Genomic DNA, 16,505 nt, shown 5'->3' with positions numbered 1-16,505 from the left:
ACCTTGGATGGGCAGGCGCCACAATAGGCCGGCATTCGGTGGCCGGTCGGTATCACGTTGGATTGCGGCGGATGCGCGCTTCGCGCTTATCCGCCCTACGCGGGTCTATACCGCTGCGCTCCGCCGTTCCCCAATCCGCGATGATCCATCAAATCGGAGCTCAATCTTGGCCAGCAAATCCAAAACCAAAACCGCCTACGTGTGCAACGAGTGCGGCGCCGACTTCACCAAATGGCAGGGCCAGTGCAGCGAATGCGGCACCTGGAACAGCCTGTCGGAAGTGCGCCTCGGGCCCACCCCGAGCAACCGCAGCGCCCGCTTTGAGGGCTATGCGGGGGCGCCCGCGGGAGAAGTGCAGACCCTGGCCGAGATCAGCCTGGAAGACCTGCCGCGCCTGAGCTCCGGGGCCGGGGAGTTCGACCGGGTGCTGGGCGGTGGTTTTGTGGCCGGCTCGGTGGTGCTGATTGGTGGTCATCCGGGCGCAGGGAAGAGTACCCTGCTGCTGCAGACCCTGTGCCATCTGGCCGGGCAGATGCCGGCGCTGTATGTAACCGGCGAGGAGTCCCTGCAGCAGGTGGCCATGCGCGCCCAGCGCCTGGGGGTGCCCACGGACAAGCTGCAGATGCTGAGCGAGACCAACGTCGAGAGCATTTGCGCCACGGCCCAGAAGATTGCGCCCAAAGTGATGGTGGTGGACTCCATCCAGGTGGTGCATATGAGCGATATCCAGTCCGCGCCCGGGTCCGTCTCCCAGGTGCGGGAAAGTGCGGCTTACCTGACCCGGTTTGCCAAGCAGACCGGTACCGTGGTGATTCTGGTCGGGCACGTGACCAAGGACGGCTCCCTGGCCGGGCCCAAGGTGCTGGAGCATATGATTGACTGCTCCATTCTGCTGGAGGGTGACAATGACTCGCGCTTTCGCACCCTGCGTGGCAACAAAAACCGCTTCGGGGCGGTGAACGAGCTGGGGGTGTTCGCCATGACCGAGCAGGGGATGAAAGCGGTGAACAACCCCTCGGCCATCTTTCTCCAGCGCGCCGATGAGATCGCCTCCGGGTCGGTGGTGATGGTGATGTGGGAGGGCACCCGTCCGCTGCTGGTGGAAATCCAGGCGCTGGTCGACGACAGCCATACCGGCAACCCCCGCCGGGTCGCGGTGGGGCTGGATCAGAACCGGCTGGCCATGCTGCTGGCGGTGCTGCACCGTCACGGCGGTATAATGATGGCGGATCAGGATGTGTTTGTGAACGTGGTCGGCGGCGTGCGGGTGATGGAAACCAGTGCGGACCTGGCGCTGTTGTTGGCGATTGTGTCCAGTTTCCGCGATCGCGCCCTGCCGGAAGACCTGATGGTCTTCGGTGAAGTGGGCTTGTCCGGGGAGATCCGCCCGGTGCCCAGCGGCCAGGAGCGGCTGCGCGAGGCGGCCAAGCACGGGTTCAGAAAGGCGATCGTGCCCAAGGGGAATGCGCCCCGCGAAAAAAAAGAAGGCTTGGAAGTGATCGCTGTGCGCTCTTTGGCCGAAGCACTGGACGCGATTGAATAGTGCCTGAGCGGTGGATGACGGCCTGCGGCCTTATGACACCCTACAATTCCGTGGCACCGAACGACGCGGTACTGATTAATACACTATAGTTTGTAAAGCCGGTGTGACCTGACACCGAACCAAAGATTCAAAGGGCATACCGGTTCTCCCTCGCATCGGCACAGAGTGTCGATCTTCACTTGCATAAGGAGGACACGTGGCAAAGCGTTCATCGCAATTCTTGGGGGCCACTGCGCTCACCGCGGCCAGTCTGATTCTGCCCGCTACCGCACTCGCGGAAAACACCTTCTCGGCCGGCGTCTGGGGCACCTACGCCTACCTGCCGGACGACGATACCAGCCAGGACACCTGGGGCGCCTTCGAAGGTGAAGCCCTGATCCTGTACGCTGACGGCAACGCCGAGCCGGACGAAGGGCGCTGGCTCTATTCGGCGGAAATGCGCCTGGGCCCGGGCAGCTTCACCGATCCGGCCAACAACTCCACCGGCGATCAATTCACGCTGCACAAGGCCTGGGTTGGCTGGCAGTTGGATGATGATCATGTGGTCAAGGTCGGTAAGAGTCAGGTGCCTTTCGGTTGGAAGACCGTCAACTTCTGGCCCGGCGACGTGCTGCTGGCCGGTTTTGGCGATCAGATGGACGTCGGGGTCAAGCTCTCCGGCGAACGCGATGCCTGGCGCTACGATGCGGCGCTGTACCTGGCCGATGACTGGGGCGGCGCCAGTACCGATACCGTGGATGATAACGGCCACTGGGGTAGCTCAACGACGTTCCGTAAGGTGCAGACCTGGGTCGGTAATGTCGAGTACGAGTGGGTGGAAAATCACTCTATTGGTCTTTCACTGCAGAGCGGCAAGCTGCAGGATCTGACCGGGCTTGGCAACAACGGTGTGGATGGTAGCCATGACGCCGCGGTTTTGCATTATCAGGGGCGCTTCGATGCCTTCTACGCCAAAGCCTCCTATATCACCATGTCCCGGGATTTGCCGTCGCTCTATCGGGACGATGCCGGCCTGCCGGGTACCATTGAAAACCAGCGCGTGGCGGTGGAGCTTGGCTACGATGTCGGCCCCTGGTCCTATTACATCGACCTGAGCAATGCCAACCCAGACACCGCGGGCAGCTCCGCTGGCCGGGTTAACGCCATTGCGCCCGGATTGCGCTATGACTACGGCCCCGGTTGGGTGTATGTCGAATACCTGACGCAAGACGGTTTCGTTGACCGCAATGGCCAGGTCGGCGAGGGCGACTTCGATGCGCTGTATGTCTCGTTGGATTTCTACCTGTAAGTTCGTCCATCTGTAAATTCACATTCTCAAGCTAGGGGTTACCATGGCTGACGATAACACCAAACCTGAGCGGGCATCCGCAATTCCCGAGGGTGCCCAGGATGCTCTGCCGAGCTGGATAAAAATCAATCCGCCCGTATTCGTGGGCTCGGCCGTCTTATGTCTGCTGTTTGTTTTGGGCACGATCATCGCGCCGGAAATGGCGGGCAAACTGTTTACCAGTGTGCAGAACTGGGTGGTCAACACAGCCGGCTGGTTTTACGTGCTTGCTGTGGCTCTGTTTCTGATCTTTGTCGTGGTCTTGGCGATGTCGAGCTACGGGAAAATCAAACTGGGGCCCGATCACAGCGAACCGGATTACACTTACATGTCCTGGTTTGCCATGCTGTTCTCGGCCGGTATGGGCATCGGCCTGATGTTCTTTGGTGTGGCGGAGCCGGTCATGCACCTGATGAGTCCGCCGGTGGGGGATGAAGCCACGGCGGAGGCTGCACGGGAAGCAATGCGGATCACCTTTTTTCACTGGGGTATGCACGCCTGGGCAATTTATGCCGTGGTGGCATTGTCGCTTGCCTACTTTGCCTTCCGGCAGAATCTCCCGTTGACTATCCGCTCGGCGTTGTATCCGCTGATCGGTGAGCGAATTTATGGGCCAATTGGTCACGCAGTGGACATCTTCGCAGTGCTCGGCACGCTGTTTGGTGTTGCCACCTCCCTGGGCCTGGGGGTAATGCAGATCAACTCCGGCCTCAACTATCTGTTCGACGTGCCCAGTAGCGTCGGTGTACAGATTCTGTTGATCGCCGGGGTCACCGGGCTCGCCACCATTTCAGTGGTGTTGGGACTGGATGGCGGCATCCGCCGGATCTCCGAGCTCAACCTGATTCTTGCGGTCATACTGGTGCTCTTTGTACTCTTCGCCGGCCCCACGCTGTATCTGTTACAAACCTTTGTGCAGAACACCGGTTACTATATTTCCCGCCTGGTGGACACTACCTTCAACCTCAACGCCTATGAACCCAAAGGCTGGCTGGGCGGTTGGACGCTCTTTTACTGGGGTTGGTGGATCGCCTGGTCGCCCTTTGTCGGCATGTTCATTGCCCGGGTTTCGCGGGGACGCACCATTCGGGAATTTGTGACCGGCGTGCTGTTTGTACCGGTCGGCTTTACCTTCATGTGGATGACCTTTTTCGGCAACACCGGTATTCACATGATCATGGAGCAGGGTATCACCCAACTGTCGGACGCCGTCGCCGCCGACTCGTCGGTCGCGCTGTTCCAGTTCTTTGAGTACCTGCCGCTGACCACTATTGCCTCGATGATTGCCACCGTTCTGGTTGTCACTTTCTTTGTCACCTCATCGGACTCCGGTTCGCTGGTGGTCGACATGCTGACCTCCGGTGGCACCGACGATGATTCACCCGTGTGGCAGCGCATATTCTGGTCGGTCACCGAGGGTGTCATTGCCGCAGCCCTTCTGCTCGCCGGGGGACTGAGTGCACTCCAGACGGCCACCATTGCCAGCGCGTTGCCCTTCACCATCATCATGCTCTTGATGTGTTGGGGGCTGTTGCGCGCACTGCGGCTGGAAATTTTCAAACGTACCAGCCTCAAAGAAGCCATGTTGGCACCCAGGGTGTCTTCACAGTCTGACTCTTGGCAGCGTCGCCTCGCCCGGGTGATCCGTCATCCGAAGCGCCAGGATGTGCTGACCTTCATCAATGATACGGTGCACCCGGCCCTGGGTGAGGTCTGCAAAGAGTTTGAAAAACAGTCCCTGAGTGCCCGGGTCGTCCAGGACGACAATGACCGCTGCTGGATCGAAGTCTCTCACGGTGAGGAGATGGACTTTTTCTATTCGGTGCATGCCCGGCCCTATACACCGCCGACCTTTGTGATGAGCGATGTTCGCACCAAGCGCGGCGAGCAACTTCGCTACTACCGGGCGGAGGTCTATTTGCGTGAAGGCGGACAGGATTACGATGTCATGGGCTGGACTCGCGAACAGATCATTGCCGATGTGATTGATCAGTACGAAAAACACATGCACTTCCTGCAAAGCGTTCGCTAGTGTTCGCCCCGGGCCTTTAAAGGCCCAAGGATTTTCACGCCGTTTCCGAATCGGGGCGGCGTGAAAATTTTCCTTCCCTGTTAACCACCCCACATTGTCGATAATTCCTGGCATGGATTGTCACGACTGACTGGCGTTGCGGCGTTTAGCCGCTAATATGCGCCGGACATTTTCGGTCGTGATCGACAGGGTGAAATACATGGCGACAATAACAATAATCCGCTGGCACCACCTGGCAGCCATCGCCGTCGGCGGTGGTTGTCTGGGTGTGTTTCCAGCGCTTTCTCATGCACATGTCAAATGGTTCTCGGAGCCCGTGGCAGAGCCGGCGCCGGCGTTGCCGGACAGCACCACCGTGGTAGTGCTCTGCGTTCTGGTTGCGGTGGGTACCTTACTGGCAAAAGCGGTGGACCTGTTGAGCCGGGCCTATTCCCTGACGCCGCGCTGCCTTTGCAGCCGCTCCACAGGCCCGCTGCGGCTTGTGTACTATCTGATCGCCGGCTATTTTCTCGGCGCCGCCCTGACCGGAACGTTTCTGGTGCCTCACCTTCATGTTGCCGAACCCTTGTTGACCTTGGGGGTGGCGGCGCAGCTGGTGGTTTATAGCGCCTTGTTGCTCGAACGGGGTCGGGCGCTGTGTGCTTCTCTGATTGTGATGTTGTTTGTCATCGCCGGTCTGCACGATCCGCTCTTTGTCATGGAATATCCGGTGCTGTTGGGCTTGGCGTGGGTGGTACTGTTCGCTGATAAAACGCCCACGCCGCTGGGCATTTTTCTGGTCCGCTGTCTGCTCGGTGCCTCACTGATCAGTCTGGCTTTTACCGAAAAACTGCATAATCCCGCGCGAGCCATCGCGCTTCTGGATCATTACTCGCTCAATTTTATGAGTGAGTTGGGGATGGCGTACAGTGACCGTTTGTTTGTCTACTCGGCCGGAGTGGTGGAGTTGCTTATTGGGGTGGTTTTTCTGAGCGGCTGGGTGACCCGGCTGACGATTGGCGTTCTGTTCGCTTTTATGGTGGCCACCAACAGTTACTTTTTCTGGATCGGAGAGTACCGCATGGCGATGATCGAACTGGTCGGACACCTGCCGATCTTTGCCTGTGGAATATTGTTACTGTTTTACCATCCGGTCAGTGAAAAAACAGGGGCTTCCGTCAGCCATCCGGGCGCGCCAGCAAGAGCGTCAGAAGCACCTGGTCGACCTCGCTGAGCGGGCGGTACTCCACCCCCGCCGCCAGTCCGCTATCGGTTTCCTGGCAGTGCACCAGAGTTCCGCGCAAACGGACCAGTTTGCGGGACTGGTACGCCAGTACGTCGGATACGTCTGGTGAATCAAAGTCTTCCAGCTCGATGGTCAGTGTGATTTCTTCCCCCTCGTCCAGAGGTAACGTCTCCTGAAGGTTGAGGCGTGCCCCGTTGAATGACATATCCACCACTTCGACCGAGCAGCAACGGTTGGCTTGTGCCACCCGGGCTATGGCTCGAACCGGGTGACGAGTGTGCTCGCGACGTTCTGGGGGCGCCATAGCGGGCATGGTGGCATCCTCGAAGTACCGACGGGTTCAGGGTTGTTGACTGGGGGCGATGAGCTCGCACAACTCCCGTTCCATGGCGTCCGAATTTCCGATGTTGAGCTCAATCAGACGACGCAAGTGCTGTATGCTCTCCAGATCAATGGATTGGCACTCCAGGCCCAGCCGGCCCGATTCCTGATGGGCCACACGGCCCTGCATGAAAATATCGATCTGGTCGCTCAGGTGGATATCCACGGAAATGGGGGTGTCGATTTGGACCGAGTGGCTGGCGGGCCATTCAAACAAAGCGCCTTTCAACGACAGGTCCAACACCTCGGCTTCAAAGGTGTCGGAGCCAATGGTCAGTTGTGCGGGAGCATTGAAATGAATGCGGCTGAACGGGCGTCGCTCCTGATGTTGCGGCATACCGGGCCTCACTGACGGGGTTATCCCCTAAGTGTAGTCGTTTTTTGATTGGCCACAAGGGGTGTTTGCGCCGGATGATACCGGTTACCTATAATCGGACTCCCGATAATGAACGACGAGCCCCTGTTATGACGCAGTTTCGAATCGGTATTGATCTCGGTGGTACCAAAACCGAGGTGATTCTTCTCAATGGTGACAGTGACACGCTGTTCCGCACCCGTATTCCCACGGTCAAGGGGGATTATCAGGCGACGCTGTCCGCCATAGCCGATCTGGTGGCGCAAGCGGAGGCGCAGGTCGACCTGCAGGGGTTGCCGGTCGGGGTGGGGATTCCCGGGTCGGTTTCCCGAAAGACCGGGAAAGTGAAAAATGCCAACTCGACCTGGTTGAATGGGCAACCGCTGCATGCGGACCTGTCCCGACGGCTCGAGCGCGATGTCAAAGTGGTCAATGATGCCAACTGCCTGGCGGTGTCCGAGGCCACCGATGGTGCCGCTGCCGGATACGAGTGGACCTTCGCGGCGATTCTGGGCACTGGATGCGGCGCCGGTCTGGCCTGGCGTGGACAGGCCGTGGTAGGGCCCAATGGTGTTGCCGGGGAGTGGGGGCACAACCCGCTGCCCTGGACATCGGACACCGAGTTGCAGTCCCGCCGCTGTTACTGTGGCCGCTTTGGCTGTCAGGAGACTTTTCTCTCGGGGACGGGGCTGTGTCTGTCCTATGAGCGGATGACCGGAGAGGCGCTCACTGGGCAGCTCATTGCGGAACGGGCCGGGTCGGGTGAGCGTGCGGCGGTGACGGTGGTGAATCACTATCTGGATGGATTGGCGCGCGGGCTGGCGGCGGTGATCAACGTGCTGGACCCGGACGTGATCGTGCTTGGAGGAGGTGTGTCCAATCTTTCGGTGATCTACGAACGAATGCCCGAGTTGCTACCGCGCTATGTGTTTGGAGGGGAGTGCGACACGCCGGTGGTGCAGGCCGTGCACGGGGATTCCAGTGGTGTGAGAGGGGCCGCCTGGTTGAACCCCGTCGTGTCATGATGGGTAACCAGGCGGACGCGCTTTATCCAGATAAGCTGAAGCGGTTTATTCAAATAAGCTGAAGCTCTCTACCCAAACAGGTTGAAGCTCTCAACATTCAGCCACAGGTGGACAAAAATACTGGCGATGTAACCCAGGGCGATCACCGGGGTCCACTTCAGGTGGCCGAAGAAGGTGTAGGCACCGCGGGCCTGCCCCATCAGTGCCACGCCGGCGGCGGAACCGATCGACAGCATGCTCCCGCCGGTGCCCGCCGTCAGGGTGATCAGCAACCACTGGCCGTGGGACATTTCCGGCTCCATGGTCAGCACCGCGAACATCACCGGAATGTTATCAATCAGTGCCGAGGCGACACCCAGCGTCACGTTGGCGAAAGTCGGGCCCCAGCCGTTGTAGAGAATGTCGGACATCATCGCCAGGTAGCCCATAAAGCCCAGGCCGCCCACACACATCACCACGCCGTAGAAAAACAGCAGGGTATCCCATTCCGCGCGGGCCACCCGGTTGAACACATCGAAAGGCACCACACTCCCCAGTCGACGCAGGGCGGCCTCGTCACCCGCGCGTTCGGCGAGCGCCCGTTTGCGGGCGAGGGAGCCGGGCAGGGTGCGGCGCAGGAAGTAACCGAAGAACTGCAGATAGCCCAGGCCCATCATCATGCCGGCGACCGGGGGCAGGTGCAGGAAGGTGTGGCAGGCCACGGCGGTGGCGACGGTAAACAGGAACAGCGTCATGATGCGCAGGGCGCCGCGCTTCAGCTCCACCTCTTCCACCACCGCGTGGGGTTTGCGGTTCTCGACAAAGAAACTCATGATCAGCGCCGGGATACCGTAATTCACCAGTGCGGGAATAAACAGCGAGAAGAACTCCTGGAACTGGACGATGCCGGCCTGCCAGACCATCAGGGTGGTGATGTCGCCGAAGGGGCTGAAGGCACCGCCGGCGTTGGCGGCGATGACAATATTGATACAGCACAGATTGATGAAACGGTTGTCGTCCGGGGCCATTTTGGTGACCACGGCACACATCAGCAGAGCCGTGGTCAGGTTGTCGGCAATGGGCGAGATCAGGAAAGACAGTATCCCGGTCATCCAGAACAGCGTTTTGTAGTTGAAGCCTTTGCGCACCATCCAAGCCCTGAGAACATCGAACAGGCGCCGCTCTTCCAGAGCGTTGATGTAGGTCATGGCCACCAGCAGGAACAGCATCAACTCAGCAAATTCCAGCAGGGTATGACGGAAAGCAGACTCGGACTCGGAGGACATGCCGCCCTGCACATACACCCAGCCAATCATCATCCAGATGATACCGGCTGCCACCAGCACCGGCTTGGATTTACGCAGATGCAGTTTTTCTTCGCCCATCACCAGCAGGTAGGCAATGACGAAGACGGTCAGGGCTACATAGCCGACACCGCTGTCGGTGAGATCCATACTGCCGACGGCGGCAAATGTCTGAGGGCTGAATAGCGCGAGCAAAACGCCCGCTAATACCGAAGTAAGCGCGAATGTTTGGGGCATTGTGAATTCCGTGTTGTGAGAGTCGGAAATGAGTGACCGAGGGCGGTTTAACGCGGGCGGGATATTACCATAACGTCTTTCTAAAATCCCCTCCAAAGCCCGCCGCTCTGGGGTTTGCTACTTCTTCAGAAGTAGTCCGAATTACCATTTTTGTGCTGTGGGTGGCGATCAAAGTGTCTGCTCAGTCACAGCATTGCCTGATCATGGGGTGTACGCTGACGTCCAACGATGTATTCAATGAGGCAATCCCCCCATGGCCCTGTTAGCACGTACCCTATCGGACGCTCCTGTCGAAGAAACCCGTGACTGGTTGGTCACGGAAATTGCTCCACATCAGTTCAGTGCTCATCGATCCGCACTGGTTCAGGGGAGCTGGACGGGCTGGTTTGATATGGCGGTCTGGCTGAAAACCCCGGCGGGCGCCATGCAACCGCTGCAATTGGAACTGGTCTACCGGGATGGTGCCGGGGAGCAGCGGGTGGCGATTGACCGGTGTCCGGTCGGGGGGCATCGCACGGTTCTGTTGAACGCTTCGCTACCACTGACCTTTTCCGGGCGTGTCCAGTGGGCGGCCTTTGTCCTCAAGCGGCTGGCGCCTGAAGCCAAGGTCAGCCTGGATTTGTGTCATCTGGTTCCTCAGGAGCGTCGCCAGCGTTTCGCCTGATCCATTGCAACTTTGACTGCCTGCTATACTGAGGGCTCTGTTCGGAGTCCCCAGTATGTCTATTGTTTTTCCACGGTTGGGCGCATTCGTTGTCTGGATAGCGTCCCTGCCGGTCTTTGCCGCCAATGTTCAGCTCGGCACCAATGTGTCGGACTTTGAGCAGTTCTACAATCGCGGTGGCGGCTCCGTCGAGCACATTCAATGTATTTTTGACCACCTGGGGTATACCCCCGAGATTCAGCGTATGCCCTGGCGACGTGCCCGACAGGAGGTGTCCACGGGCAAGATTGATGGGTTTTTTACCGCGATTCACACTCCTGAAGTTGACAAATACGCCACCTTGTCGGCACCTCTGTTGCTGGAAAACTGGTATTGGTACTGGGCGGCCGGCACCGAGGCACCGGACCAATGGCGCAACGGCGGAATCCGGGTGGGTGCCATTCTGGGCAGTCACCAAGCGGTGTGGCTGGATCAGCAAGGCTACCCGGTGCATATGCGGATCAACAGTCTACCCCAGTTGATCAAATTGCTCCTGAGCGGCCGTATTGATGCGTTTATCGCCGACCGGGACCACATGAGAGCGGCGGTCGAGGCGCTGGGGGTCGACATAAACCAGTATCAGGAGCGGTTTTTACGTTACATGCCGCTGGGCGTGTACTTTGGCGATGAGTTTCTGACCGCCCGTCCGGAATTTCTGAAGGCCTTCAACCGGCATATCATCGAGTGCACGGAAAGCGGTTTTGTCATGTCGGCCCTGGAGCAGGCTGAGCTGCACAGCTGGCTATCGCCCCTGTTGAGCGAGTGGCAGCGCACCCCAGGGTTGGTCGCAGCTCTGAAAGCTCAGAATCGGCACCATACGGACCTGGCACAAGAGGCGTTGGTACAAATGGATCAGGCCTGGCAGGAGGCCTTCCGCGAGGGGGCTTATGGCGAGGTTCAATCCTGGCTGGATCAGGTGCTGTCGGATCGACTGCGCGCCCTGGCCGTCGACGCCGACGGCCGCATCACCGAGGTGATTCTCACCGACTTGAAGGGCCTCAATGTGGCCGTCAGTGATATGACCTCGGATTACTGGCAGGGTGATGAAGCCAAGTTTCAACGGGCGATCGCGCTGAGCGCCGGACAACTGAATTTTGAACCGGTGGAATACGATGAGTCCACCCGGCGCTTTCAGGTACATGTCAGTCAGCCGGTGAAGGATCCCGATACCGGCGAGTTGCTGGGTATGTTGATCGTGGGAGTGGATGTCGACAAGGCGTTGTCACGCCCCCACTGACCGAGGCCTACGGGCACTCGGCCTTTTCTGCCGCAGGTTCGGCGTCGCCCGCCTCGGCGGCCCGGCGCACCTCATTTTTGCGCTGCGCTTCGGCGACCAGTACTGATCCCCAGCTGCGCAGGCGCTCAAATACCCACAGGCAGAACCCGAGGGCGCCCACTGCCAGTGCAATACCCACCAGTCCCAGGTCATCCTGCTCGGAAAAACAGGTCCAGACAAACTGCCCGACACACAGGGTTGCCACCACCAGCAGGATCGGCTTGCGGCCGATTTTATCGACGATGAACACGCCCAGAGGTGCGCCCAGGGCGACGACGGGTGCCGCTGCAAGCCAGTTCTCAAACACACCGGGTTGCCAGCTGTTGGTGACACTTTTGATAAGGACCCCGTACAGTGAGGCCAGAGCCATGATGACCACCGAGGTGGGAATCGCGATCTTCAGGTCCGCCCGGCACAGCAATACCAGCGCCGCATAGAGCACCATATCAATGCCCACCCCGGTGACCGACACCGCCAGCAGGCAGGCAACCAGCCCGAGTACAAACCCGACCCGGTGATCCCAGTGCTCGTCGAACTCGGTCATGCCGACATGGCCCGCAATTTCACCAATCCGGTACAGGTGCAGCACGCCAAAGCTGCCCCAGAGCACCGCGAAGGTGACCTTGATCCACAGGTCCGGAATCAGGGGGGCGAAGAAAATGATGCCAATCGGGGTGCCAATCAGACCCCCCACCACGGCGCCCTTGAGCATGGACCAGGCCAGTGGCTGGCGGCGCGCCAGGATGAAAATGGTGGCGCTCACCATGCCGATGGACTGCACGGCGAAGCTGAAATCCCGGCCGAGCGTGGCGGGCATATCGAACAGCAACACCAGCACCGGAAAGCCGACAGTGCCCCCGCCCATGGGGGTGGAGCCCGCCGCATAGCTGCCGACCGCCATGGCCAGGGCCATGGGCCAGTGATCCTTCGCCGTCTGCCAGTGGCCGTCCATCTGAACCAGAAACAGCCAGGCGGTGTAAAACAACCCCAGCCAGAGAAACCAGACCCATAAGTGGCGCTTGGGTGGCGCTTTGATGTTCATTATTTTTGACCGAATTCAGGTAATGGTATGGATCGGTAATGGTGGGCTTTTATACGGCGGATGCGCCTTCGGCTTATCCGCCCTACGCGGGCTGCGAAGGTTGTGTAGGGCGGATAAGCGCGCAGCGCGCATCCGCCGTAACCCAACGCCAAACTTACTTCAACGGCTTATACTTAACCCGTCGAGGCTGCGCATTCTCACCTTTACGCTTCACAAAGTCCTCGTGGTACTCGGTGTAGTTGCCCTCAAAGAACACCACCTCCGAGTCGCCTTCGTACGCGAGGATGTGAGTGGCCACCCGGTCCAGGAACCAGCGGTCGTGCGAGATCACCATCACACAACCGGGGAACGCCAGAATGGCCTCCTCCAACGCGCGCAGGGTTTCAATGTCCAGATCGTTGGAGGGTTCGTCCAACAGCAACACGTTGGCGCCCTGCTTGAGGGTGTTGGCCAGGTGCAGACGGCCGCGCTCACCACCGGAGAGTTCGCCCACACGTTTCTGCTGGTCCGAACCCTTGAAGTTGAAGCGGCCCACATAGGAGCGCGAGTTCACTTCGTAGTTGCCGATGCGCAGAATGTCCTGGCCACCGGAGATGGCTTCCCAGACGGTCTGGTCATCCTTCAGGTTCTCCCGGCTCTGTTCAACGTAGGCCACCTGCACAGTCTCGCCCAGCTCGATCTTGCCGCTGTCGGGCTGCTCGGTACCGGCGATCATCCGGAACAGGGTGGACTTACCGGCACCGTTACCACCGACAATACCGACCACGGCACCTTTGGGAACGCTCATGGTCAGGTTGTCGATCAGCAGGCGGTCGCCGTAGCCCTTGGAGACATTTTCCAGTTCGATCACTTTGTCCCCCAGGCGCTCGCCCGGCGGAATGTAGATTTCATTGGTCTCGTTGCGGGCCTGGAATTCCTGGCTCTGCAGCTCATCGAAGCGGGACAGGCGGGCTTTGTTCTTGGCCTGACGGCCCTTGGGGTTCTGACGCACCCACTCCAATTCCGCCTTCACGGCCTTCTGGTGTGCGGCTTCAGACTTGGCCTCCTGTTCCAGACGCTTCTCTTTGGCTTCCAGCCAGTCGCTGTAGTTGCCCTCATAGGGAATGCCGTGGCCGCGGTCCAGCTCCAGAATCCAGCCGGCGGCATTGTCCAGGAAGTAGCGGTCGTGGGTGATGGCCACCACGGTACCGGGGAACTGCTGCAGGAACTGCTCCAGCCAGTAGACACTCTCCGCGTCCAGGTGGTTGGTGGGCTCGTCCAGCAGCAGCATGTCCGGGCGGGACAACAGCAGGCGGCATAGGGCCACCCGGCGGCGTTCACCCCCGGAGAGTTTGGTTACATCCGCATCCCAGGGCGGCAGGCGCAGGGCGTCGGCGGCCACTTCCAGCTTGTGGTCCAGGTTGTGGGCATCCCAGGCGGAGATGATGTCTTCCAGCTCCCCCTGACGCTTGGCCAGCGCATCGAAATCCGCGTCCGGCTCGGCGTAGGCGGCGTAAATCTGGTCCAGCTTAGCCAGGGCGTCCACCGCCTCGCGCACGCCGTCTTCCACATTGCCGCGTACGTCTTTTTCCGGGTCCAGTTGAGGCTCCTGGGGCAGGTAGCCCACGGAGATACCCGGCATGGGCCGCGCTTCACCGTTATAGTCCTTGTCCACCCCGGCCATGATCCGCAACAGGGTGGATTTACCGGCGCCGTTCAGGCCCAGAACACCGATCTTCGCGCCAGGGAAGAAGGACAGGGAGATGTCTTTCAGGATCTCTTTCTTGGGCGGCACCACCTTGCCAACCCGATTCATGCTATAGACGTACTGCGCCATGGGGGCTACAACCTCATTGAGACGGGGAATTCGCTGGTTACTATAAAGAAACGCGCAAGGTACCGAAAGCGCGGGAAGAGTGCAATCAGCAAGAAGAGGGGGGAGGGGATTGTCGGATTACGGCCTTCGGCCTAATCCGACCTACGGGTGGCTATGGAATATCAAGCCATCCAGTAAGTCGGATTAGCGCGCAGCGCGTAATCCGACAAGGTACTCACACAGGTTACTGACGAGTGCAGTAGGGCCCGATCAGGGTACCCACAAAACCACCGGCCACATTGGTGCTGAGGTTGGTGGCATCCACCCCTTCGGCCAGGGTGTGACGCTCGCCATTCACCTCATAATGGGCACTCATCTGCCCGGCATCAAACGCCATCGACAGAACCACATTCTCGGTGCTGGGCAGCGCGGCAGCATTCACCAGAATGTCTTCGGTCGAACCCTGACGACGGTACAGCGCTAACTGGTCTTCGCCGCCGTCCTGGGTGATGGCCAGGAAGATCAGGTTTTCATCGTTCTGCACCGCCGCAAGGCCAGCGCGGTCCTGATCGGCCTGGGGATCAAAGGTCACCGTGGTGGACAGGTCGGCAATGTGGTGCTGCTGGCGCCGACCCAGGAAGGCGGGTACCGAGTCCAGATCGCCCAGGCCATTCTGACAGTTCAGGCTGAGCGTGCCGTTATTCACGTCATGGAAAACGCCGCTGTCCGGGTCGCGAACACCCATCCAGCCCAGCGCCAATTGGTCGCCATCGAATTCATCGGTATAGCCAAAGTCACCCGACTGGGGCGGATTCGGTGTGGGCTGTTCGGGCAGTTCCGGCTTCTCCAGCGCAAACGGAATGCGCTCGCCCCGGGGCAGAATGTAGGGCCAATCGTCTTCCCAGCGCACAGGCAGCAGGAAGGTCTCCCGGCCAATGTTGAACATGTCATTGTCGTAGGAGCGGATCGCCAGGAAGGTGGCCCACCAGTCGCCATTGGGAATCTGTACGAATTTGGCGTGGCCGGCGGCGATGATCGGGTTGTCCCGCTCAAAGTCCAGGTCGCGCTGGGTCAGGATCGGGTTGTGCTCGGCGGGGGTGTAGGGGCCCCAGACGTCGTCGGACCGGAAAATGGTCTGGGAGTGATGCACGCTGGTGCCGCCCTCCGCCGCGGTAATGTAGTAGTAGCCGTTGCGCTGGATGATGTGCGGCCCTTCGATCCACACCGGCTGAGTGGAGATGTCGACCCCACCGTTGATCAGCTGCTTGCGCTCACCGACCATGGTCAGGTTCTGCCAGTCAAACTCCTGAATCCAGATGGCGCGGTGGCCGTCGTAGCGGGGTTCCTCATTGGGGGCGCCGTTGTTCAGGATGTAGGCTTTGCCGCTGTCGTCCCAGTGAATGGAGGGGTCGATGCCCTCAAAGCCCAGCCAGTGCGGGTCTGACCAGGGGCCGGTTGGGCTGTCGGCGGTCATCACAAAGTTGCCGCCGCAATCCACACAGGTGGAGGCCAGGTAGTAGATGCCTTCATGGAAGGAGATGTCCGGCGCGAAAATCCCCCGGGACACTTCCAGACCTTTGTAATCAAACTGGTCGGGCCGGTCGATCGCGTTGCCGATCTGGGTCCAGTTGACCAGGTCCTTGGAGTGGTAGATCGGCAGCCCCGGAAAGTGGGTGAACGACGAGGTGACGACATAATAGTCGTCGCCTACCCGCGCCACGGTGGGGTCGGGGGCATAGCCGGAAATGATCGGGTTGCGGAATTCGCCTTCGCCCACCTCGACCTGCTCCTGGGACTGGCCCTCGTAGGTAAACCGGCTGAACTGGGCGGCTGTGGCCGACGCCGTGCTCTCGGATGCGCTGGCCTCCGGGGACGATGATGCCGCGTCCGGATTGCCGTCACTGGTGGAGTCGCAGCCGACCAGGAGGGCAAACACACTCAACAGTGAGCCTTTTATCAGTTCATTCATACTATAAGTCCTCGTTATCCTGATGAAGAGTCGGATTTCAGTGGGCTGTTCTGACTCCCGATCCCGCGCGTAATCTAGCGTTTTGACCTAAAAAATATGACAGAAATGCTAATAATTTTTGCAAAGTGCAAGTATTTCAGCCACTTGCGGCTGTGAAGGTTATCCATCTGACAATAATATAATAATCACATATGGTACGAATAACTATAACGCCTTTTGTCGCCTCACTCAATTCCTTCCCTTTCGGGGGCTCAGGGTGGCTGGCGGAATTTTCTACCGTATGCGCGGTGGCCTGAGGGCCAGACGATAACC

The 16,505-nt window shown here is 59.6% G+C and carries 13 protein-coding genes; 7 read left to right on the top strand and 6 right to left on the bottom strand.

The window, feature by feature from the left end:
* Positions 1–166: 166 nt before the first annotated feature.
* The 4 genes from radA (at position 167) to EDC38_RS13905 (ending at position 6,115) form a co-directional block, all read left to right on the top strand.
* A complete protein-coding gene (radA, locus tag EDC38_RS13920; RefSeq protein ID WP_024462166.1) occupies positions 167–1,543 on the top strand; it encodes a DNA repair protein RadA in 1,377 nt (458 codons plus the stop codon).
* A 196-nt stretch (positions 1,544–1,739) separates the two neighbouring features.
* Positions 1,740–2,831 carry a porin gene (locus tag EDC38_RS13915; RefSeq protein WP_246004444.1) on the top strand — a complete coding sequence of 364 codons (1,092 nt, stop codon included), beginning with the start codon at positions 1,740–1,742 and terminating at the stop codon, positions 2,829–2,831.
* A gap of 43 nt (positions 2,832–2,874) precedes the next feature.
* Complete coding sequence (locus tag EDC38_RS13910) at positions 2,875–4,902, top strand: BCCT family transporter (protein WP_123639168.1); 2,028 nt, start codon at positions 2,875–2,877, stop codon at positions 4,900–4,902.
* 199 nt (positions 4,903–5,101) lie between these two features.
* Positions 5,102–6,115 (top strand): DoxX family membrane protein, encoded by a 1,014-nt coding sequence (locus EDC38_RS13905; RefSeq protein ID WP_170162942.1) that lies wholly within the window; start codon positions 5,102–5,104, stop codon positions 6,113–6,115.
* Here EDC38_RS13905 and EDC38_RS13900 read toward each other — a convergent pair.
* Both EDC38_RS13900 and EDC38_RS13895 read right to left on the bottom strand, forming a co-directional pair.
* On the bottom strand, positions 6,060–6,440 hold the full coding sequence (locus tag EDC38_RS13900) for a PilZ domain-containing protein (protein ID WP_123639166.1): 381 nt from the start codon (positions 6,438–6,440) through the stop codon (positions 6,060–6,062). The two genes, EDC38_RS13905 and EDC38_RS13900, sit on opposite strands and share 56 nt — an antisense overlap.
* A gap of 27 nt (positions 6,441–6,467) precedes the next feature.
* Positions 6,468–6,845 carry a PilZ domain-containing protein gene (locus EDC38_RS13895; protein ID WP_123639165.1) on the bottom strand — a complete coding sequence of 126 codons (378 nt, stop codon included), beginning with the start codon at positions 6,843–6,845 and terminating at the stop codon, positions 6,468–6,470.
* A 128-nt stretch (positions 6,846–6,973) separates the two neighbouring features.
* Here EDC38_RS13895 and EDC38_RS13890 point away from each other — a divergent pair, with 128 nt between their 5' ends.
* Positions 6,974–7,888 carry an ROK family protein gene (locus EDC38_RS13890; protein ID WP_123639164.1) on the top strand — a complete coding sequence of 305 codons (915 nt, stop codon included), beginning with the start codon at positions 6,974–6,976 and terminating at the stop codon, positions 7,886–7,888.
* Between the two features lie 68 nt (positions 7,889–7,956).
* On the opposite strand, the gene nhaD is transcribed toward EDC38_RS13890, so the two are convergent.
* Positions 7,957–9,408, bottom strand: coding sequence for a sodium:proton antiporter NhaD (nhaD, locus tag EDC38_RS13885; RefSeq protein WP_123639163.1), 1,452 nt, complete (start codon positions 9,406–9,408; stop codon positions 7,957–7,959).
* Positions 9,409–9,661: 253 nt separating this feature from the next.
* On the opposite strand from nhaD, the gene EDC38_RS13880 reads away from it, so the two are divergent.
* Entirely contained in the window at positions 9,662–10,072 is a 411-nt protein-coding gene (locus EDC38_RS13880; protein ID WP_123639162.1) for a hypothetical protein, read from the top strand.
* A 55-nt stretch (positions 10,073–10,127) separates the two neighbouring features.
* A complete protein-coding gene (locus EDC38_RS13875) occupies positions 10,128–11,348 on the top strand; it encodes a transporter substrate-binding domain-containing protein (RefSeq protein WP_123639161.1) in 1,221 nt (406 codons plus the stop codon).
* A gap of 7 nt (positions 11,349–11,355) precedes the next feature.
* Here the strand turns inward: EDC38_RS13875 and EDC38_RS13870 are convergent, their stop codons facing one another.
* The 3 genes from EDC38_RS13870 to EDC38_RS13860 form a co-directional block, all read right to left on the bottom strand.
* A complete protein-coding gene (locus tag EDC38_RS13870) occupies positions 11,356–12,429 on the bottom strand; it encodes a sulfite exporter TauE/SafE family protein (RefSeq protein ID WP_123639160.1) in 1,074 nt (357 codons plus the stop codon).
* A gap of 154 nt (positions 12,430–12,583) precedes the next feature.
* Positions 12,584–14,245: an energy-dependent translational throttle protein EttA gene (ettA, locus tag EDC38_RS13865; RefSeq protein WP_123639159.1), complete on the bottom strand. Its 1,662-nt coding sequence runs from the start codon at positions 14,243–14,245 to the stop codon at positions 12,584–12,586.
* A gap of 223 nt (positions 14,246–14,468) precedes the next feature.
* Positions 14,469–16,193, bottom strand: coding sequence for a glycoside hydrolase family 43 protein (locus EDC38_RS13860; protein ID WP_123639158.1), 1,725 nt, complete (start codon positions 16,191–16,193; stop codon positions 14,469–14,471).
* Between the last annotated feature and the right edge of the window lie 312 nt (positions 16,194–16,505).

The organism is Marinimicrobium koreense, assembly GCF_003762925.1.
GTDB classification, from domain to species: Bacteria; Pseudomonadota; Gammaproteobacteria; order Pseudomonadales; family Cellvibrionaceae; genus Marinimicrobium; species Marinimicrobium koreense.
Note: the sequence above shows the minus strand (reverse complement) of the source record. Positions and strands in the feature narration are given on the sequence as shown.

Coding starts and splice junctions, on each gene's coding strand:
- EDC38_RS13910 (WP_123639168.1), top strand. CDS start 2,875: ATGGCTGACGATAACACCAAACCTGAGCGGGCATCCGCAATTCCCGAG.
- EDC38_RS13905 (WP_170162942.1), top strand. CDS start 5,102: ATGGCGACAATAACAATAATCCGCTGGCACCACCTGGCAGCCATCGCC.
- EDC38_RS13900 (WP_123639166.1), bottom strand. CDS start 6,440: ATGCCCGCTATGGCGCCCCCAGAACGTCGCGAGCACACTCGTCACCCG.
- EDC38_RS13895 (WP_123639165.1), bottom strand. CDS start 6,845: ATGCCGCAACATCAGGAGCGACGCCCGTTCAGCCGCATTCATTTCAAT.
- EDC38_RS13890 (WP_123639164.1), top strand. CDS start 6,974: ATGACGCAGTTTCGAATCGGTATTGATCTCGGTGGTACCAAAACCGAG.
- nhaD (WP_123639163.1), bottom strand. CDS start 9,408: ATGCCCCAAACATTCGCGCTTACTTCGGTATTAGCGGGCGTTTTGCTC.
- EDC38_RS13880 (WP_123639162.1), top strand. CDS start 9,662: ATGGCCCTGTTAGCACGTACCCTATCGGACGCTCCTGTCGAAGAAACC.
- EDC38_RS13875 (WP_123639161.1), top strand. CDS start 10,128: ATGTCTATTGTTTTTCCACGGTTGGGCGCATTCGTTGTCTGGATAGCG.
- EDC38_RS13870 (WP_123639160.1), bottom strand. CDS start 12,429: ATGAACATCAAAGCGCCACCCAAGCGCCACTTATGGGTCTGGTTTCTC.
- ettA (WP_123639159.1), bottom strand. CDS start 14,245: ATGGCGCAGTACGTCTATAGCATGAATCGGGTTGGCAAGGTGGTGCCG.
- EDC38_RS13860 (WP_123639158.1), bottom strand. CDS start 16,193: ATGAATGAACTGATAAAAGGCTCACTGTTGAGTGTGTTTGCCCTCCTG.